General features: G+C 37.1%; 13 protein-coding genes. 10 read left to right on the top strand and 3 right to left on the bottom strand.

The window, feature by feature from the left end; translation table 11 throughout:
• The first annotated feature begins 115 nt into the window (after positions 1 to 115).
• From ACSBPO_RS19090 to ACSBPO_RS19080, 3 genes are all read left to right on the top strand, one after another.
• Entirely contained in the window at positions 116 to 1,723 is a 1,608-nt protein-coding gene (locus ACSBPO_RS19090) for an ABC1 kinase family protein (protein ID WP_442596096.1), read from the top strand.
• Positions 1,724 to 1,812: 89 nt separating this feature from the next.
• Positions 1,813 to 2,085, top strand: a complete 273-nt coding sequence (locus tag ACSBPO_RS19085; protein ID WP_442596093.1) for a ubiquitin-like small modifier protein 1 — start codon at positions 1,813 to 1,815, stop codon at positions 2,083 to 2,085.
• A gap of 29 nt (positions 2,086 to 2,114) precedes the next feature.
• Positions 2,115 to 2,387 (top strand): hypothetical protein, encoded by a 273-nt coding sequence (locus ACSBPO_RS19080; protein ID WP_442596091.1) that lies wholly within the window; start codon positions 2,115 to 2,117, stop codon positions 2,385 to 2,387.
• Positions 2,388 to 2,409: 22 nt separating this feature from the next.
• Here ACSBPO_RS19080 and ACSBPO_RS19075 read toward each other — a convergent pair whose 3' ends face one another.
• Positions 2,410 to 3,375, bottom strand: coding sequence for a nuclease-related domain-containing protein (locus ACSBPO_RS19075; protein ID WP_442596089.1), 966 nt, complete (start codon positions 3,373 to 3,375; stop codon positions 2,410 to 2,412).
• A 523-nt stretch (positions 3,376 to 3,898) separates the two neighbouring features.
• Positions 3,899 to 5,740, bottom strand: a complete 1,842-nt coding sequence (locus ACSBPO_RS19070) for an aldehyde ferredoxin oxidoreductase family protein (RefSeq protein WP_442596087.1) — start codon at positions 5,738 to 5,740, stop codon at positions 3,899 to 3,901.
• A gap of 192 nt (positions 5,741 to 5,932) precedes the next feature.
• Between ACSBPO_RS19070 and ACSBPO_RS19065 the strand changes: the two genes are divergently transcribed.
• The 3 genes from ACSBPO_RS19065 to ACSBPO_RS19055 all read left to right on the top strand — a co-directional run bounded on the left by ACSBPO_RS19065 (position 5,933) and on the right by ACSBPO_RS19055 (position 12,001).
• Positions 5,933 to 6,964, top strand: coding sequence for a ThiF family adenylyltransferase (locus ACSBPO_RS19065; protein WP_442596085.1), 1,032 nt, complete (start codon positions 5,933 to 5,935; stop codon positions 6,962 to 6,964).
• A gap of 176 nt (positions 6,965 to 7,140) precedes the next feature.
• Positions 7,141 to 8,604 (top strand): methyl-accepting chemotaxis protein, encoded by a 1,464-nt coding sequence (locus ACSBPO_RS19060; protein WP_442596083.1) that lies wholly within the window; start codon positions 7,141 to 7,143, stop codon positions 8,602 to 8,604.
• Positions 8,605 to 8,788: 184 nt separating this feature from the next.
• Positions 8,789 to 12,001 (top strand): efflux RND transporter permease subunit, encoded by a 3,213-nt coding sequence (locus tag ACSBPO_RS19055; protein ID WP_442596081.1) that lies wholly within the window; start codon positions 8,789 to 8,791, stop codon positions 11,999 to 12,001.
• 13 nt (positions 12,002 to 12,014) lie between these two features.
• Here ACSBPO_RS19055 and ACSBPO_RS19050 read toward each other — a convergent pair whose 3' ends face one another.
• A complete protein-coding gene (locus ACSBPO_RS19050; protein WP_442596079.1) occupies positions 12,015 to 12,560 on the bottom strand; it encodes a D-glycero-alpha-D-manno-heptose-1,7-bisphosphate 7-phosphatase in 546 nt (181 codons plus the stop codon).
• A gap of 127 nt (positions 12,561 to 12,687) precedes the next feature.
• Between ACSBPO_RS19050 and ACSBPO_RS19045 the strand changes: the two genes are divergently transcribed.
• The 4 genes from ACSBPO_RS19045 to ACSBPO_RS19030 are packed head-to-tail and all read left to right on the top strand — an operon-like array spanning position 12,688 to position 16,708.
• Positions 12,688 to 12,933, top strand: a complete 246-nt coding sequence (locus ACSBPO_RS19045; RefSeq protein WP_442596077.1) for a hypothetical protein — start codon at positions 12,688 to 12,690, stop codon at positions 12,931 to 12,933.
• Positions 12,923 to 14,026, top strand: coding sequence for a GerAB/ArcD/ProY family transporter (locus ACSBPO_RS19040; protein WP_442596075.1), 1,104 nt, complete (start codon positions 12,923 to 12,925; stop codon positions 14,024 to 14,026). Before ACSBPO_RS19045 ends, ACSBPO_RS19040 begins: the two co-directional genes overlap by 11 nt.
• Before the next feature lie 14 nt (positions 14,027 to 14,040).
• Positions 14,041 to 15,144, top strand: a complete 1,104-nt coding sequence (locus ACSBPO_RS19035) for a GerAB/ArcD/ProY family transporter (protein WP_442596073.1) — start codon at positions 14,041 to 14,043, stop codon at positions 15,142 to 15,144.
• Complete coding sequence (locus ACSBPO_RS19030; RefSeq protein WP_442596071.1) at positions 15,131 to 16,708, top strand: spore germination protein; 1,578 nt, start codon at positions 15,131 to 15,133, stop codon at positions 16,706 to 16,708. The genes ACSBPO_RS19035 and ACSBPO_RS19030 overlap by 14 nt, the downstream gene beginning before the upstream one ends.
• The last annotated feature ends 1 nt before the right edge of the window (position 16,709 follow it).

The raw sequence follows: 16,709 nt of genomic DNA, 5'->3' as shown, positions 1-16,709 counted from the left end.
AAAACAGCTTTTATATAAAAGGAATGCTACTAGTCCATGCCGAACTTTATTATGAAACGTTATATTTTTTAACACGTATATAAGCAAAGAATGTATAAACAGTGGGGGACTCCTGATGAAATCCGAGAAAAAATTATATCGCATGTGGAAGGTACTGAGCTTTGCTTTTTCCTTAGTCATACAAGTGTATTGGTATAAATTCCGTAAAAAATCTGAAGCAGAATGGGATCAATTATGGGAGAAGTTAGGGAAGCAATTTCGCCAGATGCTGTTTGAATTAGAAGGATTGTTAATTAAAGTTGGGCAAATGTTAAGTATCCGTGCCGACCTTTTACCTAATGGATTTATTAAACAGATCCAGGACTTAGTGGATAAAGTTCCTCCTTCTCCTTGGGAAGATATTAAAAATGTACTCGAAAGAGAATGGAATGGCCCTATTGAAGAAAAGTTGTTAGCACTGGAACGTAAGGCCGTTGCTTCAGCCTCCATCGGCGAAGTGTATCGCGGGGTATTAAAAGATGGGACAGAAGTTGCGGTGAAAGTTCAGCGTCCGACCATTCAATCCATTGTTAAAACAGACTTTCGAACACTATCAATTATCATTTGGTTTGCCCATCACTTTGCCCCAGTTCCAAAGGGATTTATTAGTTTTAAAATGCTCTATCAGGAATTAAAACAAGTGATTGAAAGAGAGCTCGATTTTAAGAAGGAAAGAGAGACAGCCGAGCATTTTCAAAATCGTTTTCATTCTTTTGCTCAGTTGAAAATACCTCAAGTATACCCGGAGCTCAGTACTTCACAAGTGTTAGTAATGGAATGGGTGGACGGGATTCGTATAACAGATGTAGACTTTTTACTGCGATCCAATATCGATCGAGATGAATTGGCTCAAAGATTATTCAGAGTGTTTCTGCCTCAATGGCTGGAAGCGGGGATTTTCCATGCCGACCCCCATTCAGGGAACGTACTTGTCCAACCTGATGGAACGATCGTTCTTTTAGACTTTGGGATGGTGGGAGAAATATCGAAATCCGATGCAGCTAATTTTCAAAGCTTACTAGAGGCTATTTTATTAAAAAATTATTCAAAGGCCGCAGAGGTATTATGTGATTTAGGTTTCCTACTGCCTAATGCCAATCTAAAACCTATTGAAAAAATTCTTGGTGAAGCATTAAATTTTGAATTAGCTCAATTAAAAGAAATGGACCTTTTTGCCGTTAAAAAGGAAATGAATGATATCGTTAAATCCTTACCCATTCAAATCCCAACGCGTTTTGTCTTTTTAGGGCGTTCTTTTGTGACTATTGAAGGGATGTTACATACGATTAATCCTGAAAAAGAGGTGCTGGAAGTCATAAAACCGGCTTTTATGGACTGGCTTCATCACAGTGAAACAAACAAATGGAAGTTATTTTTAAAATGGATGAACTCCCAACCTATTTTTCAAATCTTTCATTCTGTTACCGATTTGATTAAGAAACCACAACAGCTGTTGGAACAAAGGGAAATTCAACAACAGCGGGAATTTCATTTTTCCATTTTTGAAAACCAGAAAAAGCAATGCGTTTATTTAGGGATAGTGGGAGTCATCGGCAGCTTACTAGGGGTTTATGTAGAGCAAGATATACTTTGGCAACTCTCTAGTGGATTATCTGGAATGTGCTTATTTGGATATGCGATTGTTAGCCTAAAACAAAGGAAATGGTTGAAAACACTATCATAAGGACTTATTTTCAAACTATTAAAATAAATCGGATGACAATAAATATGATTCACTTTAATATGAATAGTAAGAAGGGGGAACGGATTGATATGTTGGTAAAAGTGTTTGCGAATCTTCGAGTGATTTGCGGCGGAGTTTCCGTTAATGTTGAGCCGGATGGCGACCGTGTAATGGACGTGCTGGATAAAATGATTGAAATGTTTCCTGATTTAAAGGATGAAATATATACAGAAGAGAAAAAACTAAAACCATTTGTGCATTTATATGTGAATGGCAGAAACATCATCCACGCAGAGGACTTAGAGACAAGGGTAAAGGAAACCGATCAATTAGCCTTATTCCCACCTGTTGCAGGCGGTTGATAGAATCATAGAATAGGAGGGCGATCAAATTGGTCAATCGCGACCTTGAATTTCGTGGTATAAATCGTGCCCACCTAGCCATGTATTTTAAAGAATTAGGTGGAAAACAAGTAACGGATTCCTTTCCATACCTATTCGAAGGCAACGGTTGGAGAGGCGAAATCTTGTCTGAAGAAGAACGAGCTTTTACCTCGGTTTTTAAAGTGAACGCCGTTTACATTCGATTTACTGCGGAAAATGAAGAGGAACTAGAAAAACTGATAAAAAATTATCGATATAAAACCACTCGAGTAGGGGGATAGGAGCATGTGCTTCTGTCCTTTTTTAGTCTTGATTAGGATTGTATTCAGGAGAATAGTAGACTCTGCCTTTGTTGGTTCCTATATATGGTAGTTTTAATGAAATTAAGATTCGAGTTGCCACTTGTCTATCTTTCAAAAGAGTGAACTCTCTAAATTGTTTATTTGTGATAGTTGGGCCATTTAATAAAAAGTGATCTTGAATCGTTTTTATATGTGCCGTTTTTGATTTAGTCAGGCATTTTGGACATTCCCATTTTCCATAGATATGATCCATGGGGATAGCGTTACATGAAGGACATTGTACACCAGGAATCAGCTCTTCTTTTGAAATTTTGTATTTTTTTAGTACATCGGGATTTAGCGGTGTATGAGCTTTAAGTAACAATTTTCTTAATCTCTTACGTTCTTTAAGGGAGATATGCTCTGTTTTATACATTTTTTCGTAAATTTGAATTTTTTCTAGAAGGTCTTGTCCGCTACATATCTTCCAATATTGGTCGGGTAATCCTGATGGAGAGTTTATTTTTGTTGAAGGATTGGACATCGCAACAAGAAAATCGGGGATGGGGGGACAATTTTTATTTTGAAGCCAATCTGTAAGTTGAAGCTTTTGCAATTTCACCTGTGATAAGGGATTAGTTATAACTCCTCCACTATTTGTGAATTTATTATTTTTCCTATCATATTCGATTGTTCCTGCTAGATTCTTTATTTCTATTGGTAATATAAAGGCATTTGAAATGATAAGCGTATCAATTTGGAAGTAAGTTTTTCCGTTAAACAATCTTATCCCATGATAAAAATCATACTTATCTTGATCCATTAACGAGAAGTAGTAATCAACCGCTTTTTCACCTTGATAACCTGCTAAAAAACGAGAGTGAGCTAATTTAAGAATTCCCTGTTTTTCGTGAAAAGGAGATAACCTTCCACTTAAAGCCTCTAACTTAGGAATAATCTTTGGTATTTCTCGTTCTAAAATATTCATTTTCATCACTCCATATCATTTTTATTAAAAAAATTAACTATTTTAAGAGAAAGTCGTGCAATTCAGAGGAAAAAATAGAGATTTTCTAGGGAGGAAGACAATCTTTAAAGTAAATTTGCTCGACTTTGAGAAGGAAATGCTCGAGTTTAAAAAAATATGCTCGACTTTGCGGGAGAAATGCTCGAGTTTAAAAAAATATGCTCGACTTAGATAGGGGCATGATGGAACCTTCCACTAGTTGCTCAGTTTATCCGAGATTCACAACCAAACCACCCAAAAGAAGCAAGTTAAATAGAAAGGGAGACAACGAGGGAAGAAATACCAAAAGCAAGTTACCTCTTTTTGGGGAAAACCAAACTCAAATTAACACCTATACTATAACTCTCCCATTTACATTATTCAACAACATTAAGAACTCCCTAACCAGGCCATCAAAACCCATGAACCCCATAACACCACCACTCAACCCCAAACCAAAAAGGGCCCAAAAACTCGGCCCTTTCAAAACAACTCAATCAGTTTATTACTGCTCTACAGTTTCCCCAGAGTCAGCTTTTTCAATGATTCCTAATTCAACTAATTTCTCAGTCGGAACCACTCCGTCTTTCCATCCGCGGACGTTGTAGTATTCATCTAACATGATGTCCATGCGGCTTACAGAGCCGGCACTGTTACCGGTTGCGCCTTCTTCTGTAAAGCGTTTAGGTAAGAAATCATCCTCAGCCTTATCGAAACCAGCAAGGTTATTGTAGTAGCGCTCTAAGTTATAGATACGTTCACCAGCAAGCATAACATCTTCAGCTGTCATTGGAATGCCAGTCATTCCGCTGTATTGCTCTGCATAATGCTCAGCATTTTCAGAGAATGAAGAGAATTTACAGATATTCATAGAGTCAGAGAAAGATAATAGGTCTTGGAACACTTTCAATAATTCGCCTTTACCTTCTGCTGCTAAGCGGTCAGTCGGTTCAGGAATTCCTGCGATTTCACTGGCAACTGTATAACCGCGTAAGTGACATGCACCACGGTTACTTGTCGCATAGCCAAGTCCAATCCCTTGGATTCCGCGTGGATCATAAGCAGGAATAGATTGCCCCTTAACAGACATCGATAACTCTGGAGCACCCCACATTGCAGTAGCCCGTGCAGGTCCTTCAGCTAATACGCCGCCGAAACCTTCACGGTGAGCAATTTTACGAGTCATTTCGATCATGCTGTCTGCGTCGCCCCAGTCAAGCTTTTCATCGACAAGACCCTTTTCAAAAGCTTCCATTGTCACAGATAAACAATGTCCTAGTTCAATAGTATCCATTCCATATTCATTACATAAATCGATTAAGTAAGCGATGGCTTCAGAGTTGCTTAAACCGCTGTTGGCACCAAGCGCCCAAGCCGATTCAAACTCAAAGCTTTCTACACGAGTTTTGTATTTACCTTCTTTTACTTCAACCTCAATTTTACAAGCTACTGGACATGCATGGCATGTGTTGTTGGCTACCAATAAATGCTCATTTACCCATTCACCACTGTGCTTTTCAGCCTCATCCCAGTTAGTCGCTTGAGAGTTCATAGTAGGAAGAGCTCCCACTTCATTAATTAAATTTGTTAGTACGTTCGTACCGTAAACGGATAAACCACCTTTATTTGGCGCTGTTAAGCCGCCATCAAGAATGGCTTTAACAGCCTTCTTGTTTGCTTCTTTATATTCATCTGCATTTTTCGCTTCCGGCATATTTCCTTTTTGAGTTGCCTTAATAACGATGGCCTTCAACAGTTTGAAACCTGCTACGGCACCAGTACCTCCACGACCTGCAGCACGGTCATGTTCATTCATGAATCCGGCAAAACGAACTTTGTTTTCACCAGCTTGGCCGATAGTCATAACGCTCAGGTCATCTGCACCATATTTGTCTTTGAAAGCTTGAACCGTTGCGCGAGTACTTTTTCCCCAAAGGTCAGAAGCATCACGAAGTTCTGCCTGCCCATTTTCGATATAAAGGTAAACAGGCTTATCACTTTTTCCTTTAAAAATAATATTATCAATGCCAGCCCACTTTAGACGAGCTGCTGTCCAACCGCCCATATGAGAGTCTGTAACAGTGCCAGTTAATGGGGATTTTGTGACTACACATAAACGTCCGCTCATGGATGAACGTGATCCCGTAACAGGACCTGTCATGATACATAGGATATTATCTTCAGATAATGGCTCAACCTCAGGACCGTTATCTAAAACGTATTTCACACCTAAACCACGTCCACCGATGAATTTCTTTGCATACTCTTCGTTAACGGGTCTGTAATCAACGGAACCACTTGTTAAATCTACTAAGACTTCTTTGTTTTTAAATCCGCCAAGATTCATCCTTCTTCGACACCTCTTTCATATAATGATTACGTAAAAACATGTATGCTCCTTTATAAAATATTAGATACTTGCCCAAGAAATTCCTCTACATATTTATTAAATAATAGAATTTTAGTAAAATTTTTATAAGTCTAATTTTAAAAAGGCAGCGGAAGTTCAAAAATTATCTGCTATTAAGGGGGGAAATGGATGCAAAAGGAGCTGGAAAGATATTCACGCCAAATTCTTTTTCAACCAATTGGGAAGGAAGGACAGCTCAAGTTATTAAAAAGCCGAGCAGTGCTAGTCGGAATGGGTGCGTTAGGAACGGTTATTTCGAATCATCTTGTTCGGTCTGGTGTTGGTTATCTTCGGATCATTGATCGCGATTTTGTGGAGCTTTCCAATTTACAAAGACAATCCTTATACAAGGAATCGGATGCCTTACAACAGCTTCCTAAAGTCATAGCTGCCGAAAAAACATTAACCGAAATCAATTCCTCCGTCACGATTGAACCTATTATTGCGGACATTAACATGAATAATGCAGAAGAACTACTGAGTGGTTTTGATGTGATTGTAGACGGAACAGATAATTTTCTTACAAGGTATTTAATCAATGATGTGGCTGTAAAGCATGGTATTCCATGGGTACATGGAGGAGCGGTAAGTTCAAGGGGAATGTTTGCGACGATTATTCCTGGAAAAACGCCTTGTTATCGTTGTTTATTCCCCGACCTTCCAGCTGGAAGAGGAGAAACCTGTGATACGGTAGGGGTACTTTCACCCATTACCGATATCATTGGCTCCTTTGAGGCGATGGAGGCGATAAAGGTATTGGTTGGTGCCGAGCCGAATCCTAATCTAGAGCAATTGGATATCTGGGATAACTCCACGTTCCAAATGGATATATCCAATGGACATAATCCAAAATGCCCTACTTGTGTGGAACGCCATTTTGAATTTTTGGAGACACGGTCGAGCCATCAAACTACCTATTCTACCTTATGTGGCAGAGATACGGTGCAAATTGTGAGTCGAAATAAAGAGGAATTTGATTTTAACAAAATGGCTGAGCAGTTTAAAAAAATCGGAGAGGTTAAAGTAAATCCATATTTACTGCGCTTTTCTCCGGATGAAGAAATTTCCATGGTGCTTTTTAAAGACGGACGTGCTCTCATCCACGGGACAAATGATATAACAAAAGCCAAATCGTATTATTCGAGATATATTGGAAGTTAAGATTTTCGTCACCAAAAATATTTTTTTTGGTGGCTTTTTTCTATTAAAAAAATTCTTTATCCTCCGATAATTTATATACAAGACATTTTAAAAGAAATGTCGATTCTTGGAAAAGTATTTATTTCAAAAGATACTTAACAAGAATCTAAGTTTTTAAAAAGAGGGAGACATCTTATATGTCGATTGCGGAGTTAAATCTACAGACGTTGCGCAGTAAGAACAAAATCGCTTTAATCATGTTAATCATTTCAGCACTCTTAGCGGTAGTGGTTGATTTTGCGCTGGGTCAGGAATTGATTGTTATTTTGGTTATTGCAATTGGCGGGGCGCTTATATGCTCAACCATTGCTTTTCTACACCTCACAAAGAGACTGTCGGATAAGATACCTTATATTGCCATACTTGGCTTGACCATTATTTCTGGGTTAATTATGTATTTGAGCCCTTCGGATAACAATATTGCCTTGGTTTATTATGTATTGGTTTGTTCAGCACTTTATATGGACCGAGTCATTTATTACATTGGAGCCATATTAAGTACTATATTATTAGTTGCCTCGTATCTATTGTTTCCAGATGCGTATGCTTCAACTTTATCCAATGCATTGCTTATTTTTGCTTTAGCTGTCATTGTATTATTTTTTCAGCAAAATATATCTAGCACCCTTTCTAAGAATATTAATAGTATGCAAGCTACGATTGAAGAAAAATTACAAAAGGAAGCAGAACAAAAGAAGTCTTTATTAGATAATTCACAAATTATTGCTGATAATATGCAAAAGGTACAGGAACAATCTGAAGCAGAAAAAGCAACAACAGAGGAAATAAACGTGGCATTGCAAGAAATTGCGGCTGGTACCCATTCACAGGGAAATGCCATCAACGATATTATGGATGCCATTGAAAGCACTACAAAACAAGTATCAGTTATGAATCAACGTGTTCAGCAGGTGGGAGATCAAACGGGACAAATGACTGGTCAAATCGAAGAGGGGAGAAATCAGTCTCAAATCCTCAGAAAACAAATGCTAGAATTTAAAAACTTCATTGAAATCATGGAAAAAGATATGAAGACATTGAGTGAAAATATTGATTCATCCTTAAGCTCAATTCAATTGATTCAAGGTATTACGTCTCAGACCAATCTTTTAGCATTAAATGCTTCCATTGAAGCAGCACGTGCTGGAGAAGCCGGCAGAGGATTTTCAGTGGTAGCTGAAGAGATTCGTAAACTAGCAGAAACAACAGATACAACAGCGGTTCAAATCTCAACTACCTTAAACCAAATCCATTCCAATAACCGAGAAACTCAAGAACAAATGAATTTTGTCGCAAATAAGATGGATGAAAATATTGAAGGTACGATGAAGAATCATACGATTTTTGAATCGATTAAACATTCCATCGAGAAATTGCAAAATGAGATGGATTCATTTGGAACAGTGGCTAAAAGCATCGACAAAGATACAGGCTCCATCGAGGTGGCCGTAAATGAATTTGCGTCCATTTTGGAAGAAGCATCAGCCTCACTTGAAGAAATCTCTGCAACCGTACAAAGCCAAACAGATAATAAAGAACAACTTACACAACTTATCCATGACACAAATAAAGCAACTCAAAATTTAGTCAATCTTTTTTAATAGAAAACAAAAATGGCTACCATGAAAACTGGTAGCCATTTTGCTGTTACACTTTGACTTATCGGTCATAAATATTTTTTAATGTTATGAAAATAATATAAATAATTGACCAATTTTTTTAGTAAAGTTATAGTTAATATGGATATGACCAGTCAGTCAACTTAGTGAAGAAAAGGGGAAAAAAATGAACAAAATCATTAATTTTGCGCTGAAAAATAAATTTGCCGTATGGCTGCTTACGATTATTATAACCGTTGCGGGGCTCTATTCTGGATTTAATATGAAATTGGAAACACTTCCTGATATCACCATACCTGTTGTAACCATTACAACACCTTACCCAGGAGCTACTCCAGAAGAAGTGGCCGATCAAATTTCTGAACCATTAGAAAAAAGACTCCAGAATCTAAAAGGGGTAAAAGCAGTAAGCTCGTCATCCTTCCAAAATGCTTCAGCCCTTCAAATTGAATATACGTACCAAACCGATATGGAGGAAGCAAAGCGAGAGGTAGATGAGATCATTGCCGATATGACCTTTCCAGAAGGGGCGTTAGAATCAAAGGTCTCACGGATTAGCTTTAATGCCTTCCCTATATTGGCTGTTAGTGTGGCCAATGATAAAAAATCGTTGTCGGAGTTAACCAGTGAAGTGGAGGATGAAATTCTTCCTGCCATCGAGGGTCTAGAGGGTGTATCCTCCGTGCAAATCTCCGGGCAACAAGTAGAAGAGGCTCAACTACAATTTAAAGAAGATCAATTAAAGGCATTAGGACTTAATAAAGATACAGTCCAAAATATCATTAAAGGTTCAAACGTAAACATGCCATTAGGTTTGTATACGTTTAAAGATACACAAAAAGCGGTTGTGGTTGACGGAAATATCATGAATCTGGAAGATTTGAAAAAAATGAAGATTCCAGTAATCCCTACTGCCGCTGCTGGCCAAGGTAATCCAGGAATGATGCCTCAATCCGGTACAAATCAAGGTAATCCAGGTGCGATGCCGCAAACAGGTATGGGTCAAAGTAATCAAGCATCAATGCCACAAGCAACACCAGGTAATCCAACTGGCCAGCAAGGGTCAGTAACTCCATTCGAATTGCCAACAGTTGAATTGCAGGATATTGCTGATATAAAGATTGTAGGTAAGGCAGAGTCAATTTCACGGACAAATGGTCAGGAAGCCATTGCGCTACAAATTGTGAAAGCGGCAGATGCCAACACAGTAGATGTAGCCAATGCTGTAAAGGATAAAATTAATCAGCTTGAGGACCAATTTGAAGGAACGAAATTTATTATCGGGTTTGATCAAGGGGAACCAATTGAAAAATCAGTAGAAACGATGCTAAATAAAGCGCTGTTTGGGGCTGTATTTGCGATTATCATCATCCTACTGTTTTTAAGAAGTTTTAAATCAACCATTATCTCGGTTATATCGATTCCTCTCTCCCTATTGATTGCGATTTTACTATTAAAGCAAATGGATATTACCTTAAACATTATGACATTAGGTGCTATGACCGTTGCTATTGGTAGGGTCATTGATGATTCAATCGTTGTTATCGAAAATATTTACCGCAGAATGTCATTATCAAAGGAAACTTTATCGGGCAAGGATTTAATCAGAGAAGCCACGAAGGAAATGTTCATTCCGATTCTGTCATCAACGATTGTAACGGTTGCGGTCTTTTTACCACTAGGACTTGTAAAAGGGCAAATAGGTGAATTATTTTTACCATTTGCTTTAACCGTGGTATTTGCTCTTTTAGCTTCCTTACTAGTGGCTATTACCATCGTACCAATGATGGCTCATACCTTTTTTAAGAAAGGGCTTAAACATAAACATGAACAAGGAAAGCCAGGTAAGTTAGCTTTATTTTATAAAGGAATCTTGAATTGGTCATTAAATCATAAGATCATCACATTTGGACTGGCGATTCTATTATTGTTGGGAAGTTTCTTTTTAGTTCCAATCATTGGCGTTAGCTTCTTACCATCTGAAGAAGAGAAGATGGCGATGGTTACCTTTAAGCCAGCACCAGGACAAACACTCGAGGATGTAGAAGAACTGGCATTGGATGCAGAAAGTTTCTTCCTGAAACGTAAAAATGTTGAAACCGTTCAATATTCGGTTGGTGGAGAAAATCCGATGAACCCAGGTGCCAATAACCAAGCTCTCTTCTATGTTATTTATGATAAAGATACAGAAAACTTTGAGACTGAAAAAGAAAATGTAGTCAAAGAGCTTCAAAGTAAGACGGAAAAAGGAGAATGGGAATCACAAGATTTTACTGGCGGCACGGGTAATAAGGTTTCTTATTTCGTCTATGGTGAAAAGGTTTCTGATTTAGAACCAACCGTGAAGAAGATTGAAGAAATCATGAAAAAGAATGATTCTTTCCGAAATGTCGATACAAGCATCTCTCAAACGTATGATGAATACACCTTAGTAGTTGATCAAGAAAAACTAAGTAAACTTGGATTAACAACTGGTCAAATTGGCATGGAGCTCATGCAACAACGTCAGCGACCAGTGGTAACAACCATTGAAAAAGATGGAGAAAAATTAAATGTCTATCTTGAGGTTGCCAAACAGAATTACGAAAAAATTAACGATCTAACAGATAAAACCATCACCAGTCCACTTGGGCAAACTATTAAAATTGAAGATGTTGTGAAAATAAATGAAGGAAAAACTTCTGATACAGTAACAAGACGTGACGGAAAGATATATGTTTCCGTAAGCGGTGAATTAACCACAAAGGATGTATCGAAAGCATCAAAGAACCTGCAGAAGGAAGTGGATAAGCTCGAGATCCCATCTAATATTGAAGTGAAAATGGGTGGGGTTACGGAGGATATTCAAGAATCCTTTACGCAGCTTGGATTAGCGATGCTAGCAGCGATTGCCATCGTCTATATTGTCCTTGTGATTACCTTTGGTGGAGCACTTGCACCGTTTGCGATTTTATTCTCTCTTCCATTTAGCATTATTGGCGGATTAGTTGGATTGTTGATAGCCGGAGAAACATTAAGTATCTCTGCAATGATAGGGGCCTTAATGTTAATTGGGATCGTGGTAACAAATGCGATCGTGTTAGTAGACCGTGTCATTCATAAAGAAAATGAAGGATATACGACGAGAGAAGCTTTACTTGAAGCAGGAGTCACTCGCCTTCGTCCAATCTTAATGACAGCCATCGCGACCATAGGGGCATTAATTCCATTAGCTCTTGGTATTGAAGGAAGTGGAGTGATATCAAGAGGTCTGGGAGTCACCGTCATTGGCGGATTAACAAGTTCTACTTTACTGACTCTATTAATTGTTCCGATTGTATATGAAACCTTAACAAAGCTAAAAAGAGGCAAGAGAAGATCAGCTGAAAAAATGATGTAAATGGAAAACGCGCCTATGAATTAGGCGCGTTTTCATTTTCAAGCAATTCAAGAATATCTTCCACTGCTGAAAGCAAACTATCTGCTTTCTGATCAGCGCTTGTTTCTTCATTCCCGATAAAAACGGTTTTGCAGCCAGCTTTTTTACCTGCTTCGATGTCTCGTTCATGATCCCCTACCATGACGCTTCTTTTCAAATCAATATCATACTTTTTCGCTAAATCTAACAGCAATCCAGCATTAGGCTTCCGACATTCACATCCTGCCTTTGGTTTATGCGGACAATACGTAATTTCTTTTAACTTTCCTCCTTTTTCTCCTACTAACTCACAAAGTCTTTCGTGAATCCTATGTAATTCCTTCTCTTTTAAAAATCCTAATCCCACTCCACCTTGATTCGTTACAACAAACACATCATAATCTGCTTTTGTAAACTCAGCAATCGCCTCAGCCGCGCCTTCCAATAAATAGAGGTGCTCTGGTTTATTGACAAATTTCACACGATGGGAAAGCACTTCATTGATAACGCCATCTCTGTCTAAAAAAATTGCTTGTTTCATTTTTTTCCTCCATTACATAAGACCCTATATGATATATGATTCCGATAAAACTCTTATGGCAATTCTCTGTTTAAATTTTCCTTTGTTAGTAAAGATTAATAGTAAGTCAAAAATAATGGGTGGCAGCATGGTTACGTTGGCATTTGTATTAATCTTTACTATGTTAACCTCTTTAGTCGGTATGATTGATATCTTCTTTTTACATAAATCAATTGGTGAGTTTTTCTATTCCGTACTTTCACTAGAATTCGGTACAAGAAAATGGTGGGTTTTTTTCGGTTTATTTTTAGGATTATTTTATTCCATTATGACTGACTATAAACGTTTTCGAAAGAAAAAAGGAGTACCTGAGGGAACACAAAATGGAACGTAAAATGGATGAAAAGATTTCATTATGGCAGCTATTTTTATTAATTTTTATTTTTGAAACGGGCTCTGCTGTGGTTGTAGGAATTGCTGGAGAAGCCAAAAAAGATGCATGGATTGCTTTATTAATCGCAACAGTTATTGGAATCATCATTATCTTATATTATTTTTTCATAATAGAAAAAAGTGGTAATAAAAACCTGTTTGAGATATTAGAGTTTTGTTTCGGAAAATACATAAGTAAGTTGTTTATTTTCCTCTATATTGTTTATTTTTTTTACATTGCTTCCCGAGTATTAAGAGATTTTGGAGAGTTAATGGTTTCGACCATTTTTGAAAAAACACCGATCGAATTTATTAGTATAACGATGATGTTTTTGATCGCCTATTTTTTAATCTTAGGAATTGAAATCTTAGGGAGAACCTCTGAAATTTTTATCCCTTATATTGCGATATTTATCGTTTTTGTTGGTTTGGGAATTTTATTATCCAATGAACTAGATATTGCTAATTTATTGCCTATTTTAGGAGATGGATTTAAGCCAGTCATTAAGTCAGTTTTTCCTTCCCTGATAGTCTTTCCTTTTGGTGAACTCATTGTTTTTACAGCCTTTATTCCCAGAGTTACAAAAATAAAAAAAGGGAAGACCGTTGCTGCTATTTCTGTTTTTTTAAGCGGATTACTCCTTGTTTATACAACAGTGATTCAACTCGCTACCTTAGGTGATAATATTCGCAACCGTTCGAACTTTCCCATGTTATCAGCTGCTCGGGAGATCTCTCTTTTGAATTTTATCGAGCGTGTCGATTTAATCATTGTTTTTATCGTAATGTTTGGAATCATAGTTAAGGTAACAATCTTTTTTTATGGAGGATTAGTTGGCTTGGAAAAAGTATTTAATGTTCCGTATCGTCAGTTTGTTATTCCCATGGCACTCCTCATCTCTTTTTCATCAATTATTATTAGTAAAAATTTTGCAGAACATATTGAGGAAGGTTTAAAAGTGGTCCCACTATATTTACATTTACCTTTGCAGTTGGGGCTTCCGTTATGCCTTTTTCCGATTATTTGGATTAAAAAGAAGCGTCAAAAAAAGTGAACGGATGATCGTGAATGAAAGAAAATATCTCACTTTGGCAATTATTTATTCTCGTCTTTCTCTTTCTATTAGGGAGTTCTATTGTTGTTAACATAGGAGTAAAAGCTGAGCGTGATGCATGGATTGCAATATTAATTGCTTGTATCTCGGGTCTTTTTCTTGTTTTTAATTACTTGCAGCTGCTTAAATGGTTTCCTAGTAAAAATTTATTTGAAATTTTAGAAGAATGTTTAGGAAAGTGGCTTGGTGGTTTACTAGGTATCATCTATGTTACTTTCTTTTTTTTACTAGCTTCATTTGTATTACGGGATTTTGGGGAACTGATGGTTTCTTCCATTTTTTTGAGAACACCCATTGAATTTATCTCCATTACGATGATTTTTCTTATCGTATATATTGTCTATTTAGGTATTGAGGTACTGGGGAGAATAACGGAAATTTTTATTCCGTATGCTGTAGTTTTTCTTCTTTTTCTTGGTGTAGGCGTTTTATTTTCAGGAACCGTAGAATTTAAAAATATATTGCCTATTTTAGGAGAAGGTGTAACACCTGTTCTTACACCCGTTTTTGAAGAGATTATTCACTTTCCTTTTGGAGAATTTATTGCTTTTATGGTGATTATTCCTCATGTCTCTAAGTTTAAGTATGCTGCTAAAACAAGTGTGATTGCTTATCTGCTAGCTGGGATATTTCTGGTCTATTCCTCCTTGTTGCAGATTACCACTCTAGGTGTGTTAAAAGAACGAGTGAACTTTCCACTTTTATCAACAGCGAGGCAAATATCTTTATTGAATTTTATCGAACGCGTCGATTTATTGATTGTATTTATCATGATGTTGGGGATTATTGTAAAGGCATCCGTTTTGCTTTATGGGGGATTAAAGGGGCTAGAGAAAATTTTCAAAAGACCATATCGTGATTTTGCTTTTCCAATGGGAATGTTGATTGCACTTTATTCCATATTAATTGGCGAAGATTATTATGAATATATCATGATTGGAGGAAAGATATTAACGGTCTATATACAAACTTTTCTTCAAATCATTGTTCCAATTAGTTTGTTAGCCATAGCTTTTTTTATAAAGAAAAAGGTGGTGAAAAAGAGTGAGTCTAATTAAAAACTTGTTTAAAGAATTATTCCCAAATAATCAAGAAACTCGAAAAGATTTATTAACGGTTGAGCCCACTTATACGAGTAAGAATCTATTGGAGAATAAAGAAAAAATAATAGAAATATTTAGTTCTTCAAGTGACTTTTCCTATCAAAAGATAAAGTTTGGCACTAAAGAAGCTTATCTCTTTTTTTTACAAAGCATGGTGGACGAAAAAGAAATCAATCTTCGGATCCATCAAAATCTAAAAGAACTAAATCAAGCGGAAAAAGTAGTCATTACAGATGAGGATTTAGAATCGGTTAGAGATAAGTATTTTTCAGCACTAAATTATCACTATTCAAATGAATTTCATCACCTCGCAGAAGATATTCTTAACGGACATATCATTTTGATGATCGACCGGTTCGAAAAGGCATTGGCTTTTGCGATTGATAATATCGAATTTCGTCCTATTTCAGAGCCTAGCACCCAAACGATTATTAGGGGGCCAAAAGATAGTTTTACGGAATCAGTCAGTACCAATATTAGCTTAATACGCAGACGAATTAAAAATCCAAAACTAAAATTTGAAGAATCTATTATTGGATTAGATTCACGAACGAAAATATCAATTGGTTATTTGGATGGAGTGGTAAATCAAGGCTTGCTCCAAGAGGCAAAGACACGCTTAAATTCTATCCAACTTAGTTCTATCTTAGATTCTGGAAACATTGAAGAATCAATAACAGATGAGTATTTAACCCCATTTCCATTAGTATTTAATACCGAACGACCAGATGTAGTTGCTGCTGGTATCATGGAAGGGAAAATTGGCATTATCGTGGATGGCAGCCCATTTGTGTTAATTATTCCAGCGGTGCTAACGGATTTCTTTCAAAGCTCTGAGGATTATTATCAACCTTATCTGATGGCATCCTTTATACGAATGATACGCTATGTTTCATTCATGGTTGCGCTTATTTTACCATCTTTATATGTTTCCATTGTAACGTTTCACCAAGAGTTATTACCGACCAATTTACTTGTAAGTATTCAAGCCCAAAGAGAAGGAGTTCCATTCCCTGCGGTTATTGAGGTATTAATCATGGAAATGACTTTCGAAATTTTAAGAGAAGCGGGAGTAAGGATGCCTCGTGCTGTAGGACAAACCGTATCCATTGTAGGGGCATTAGTCATTGGGCAAGCTGCCGTGGAAGCAGGATTAGTATCCAACGTTTTAGTCATAGTAGTTGCGTTTACGGCCATTGCTTCATTTGTTTCACCTATTTATAATTTTTCGATTTCCACTAGGCTCATACGTTTTGTTTTAATTTTTGCAGCGGCCATAGCAGGATTATATGGAATTCTTCTGTCTTTAATCATAATGGTAGCTCATTTAGCCAGCCTTCGGTCATTTGGCATTCCGTATTTATCACCGATTGCTCCATTAATTATGGAAGACCAACAGGATGTCTTTATTCGATTGCCTAATTGGTCAAATCGAACAAGACCAACCTTTTTAAAGACAGAACAAAGTATCAAATTCGATGAAGTAAAACCGCCTAGTCCACCTAAAAAGGAGGAGTAAA

The organism is Neobacillus sp. D3-1R (genome assembly GCF_052180215.1).
Classification (GTDB): Bacteria; Bacillota; Bacilli; order Bacillales; family Cytobacillaceae; genus Pseudoneobacillus.
The sequence above is the reverse complement of the archived record's forward strand: the minus strand, read 5'-3'. Positions and strand labels throughout refer to the sequence as shown.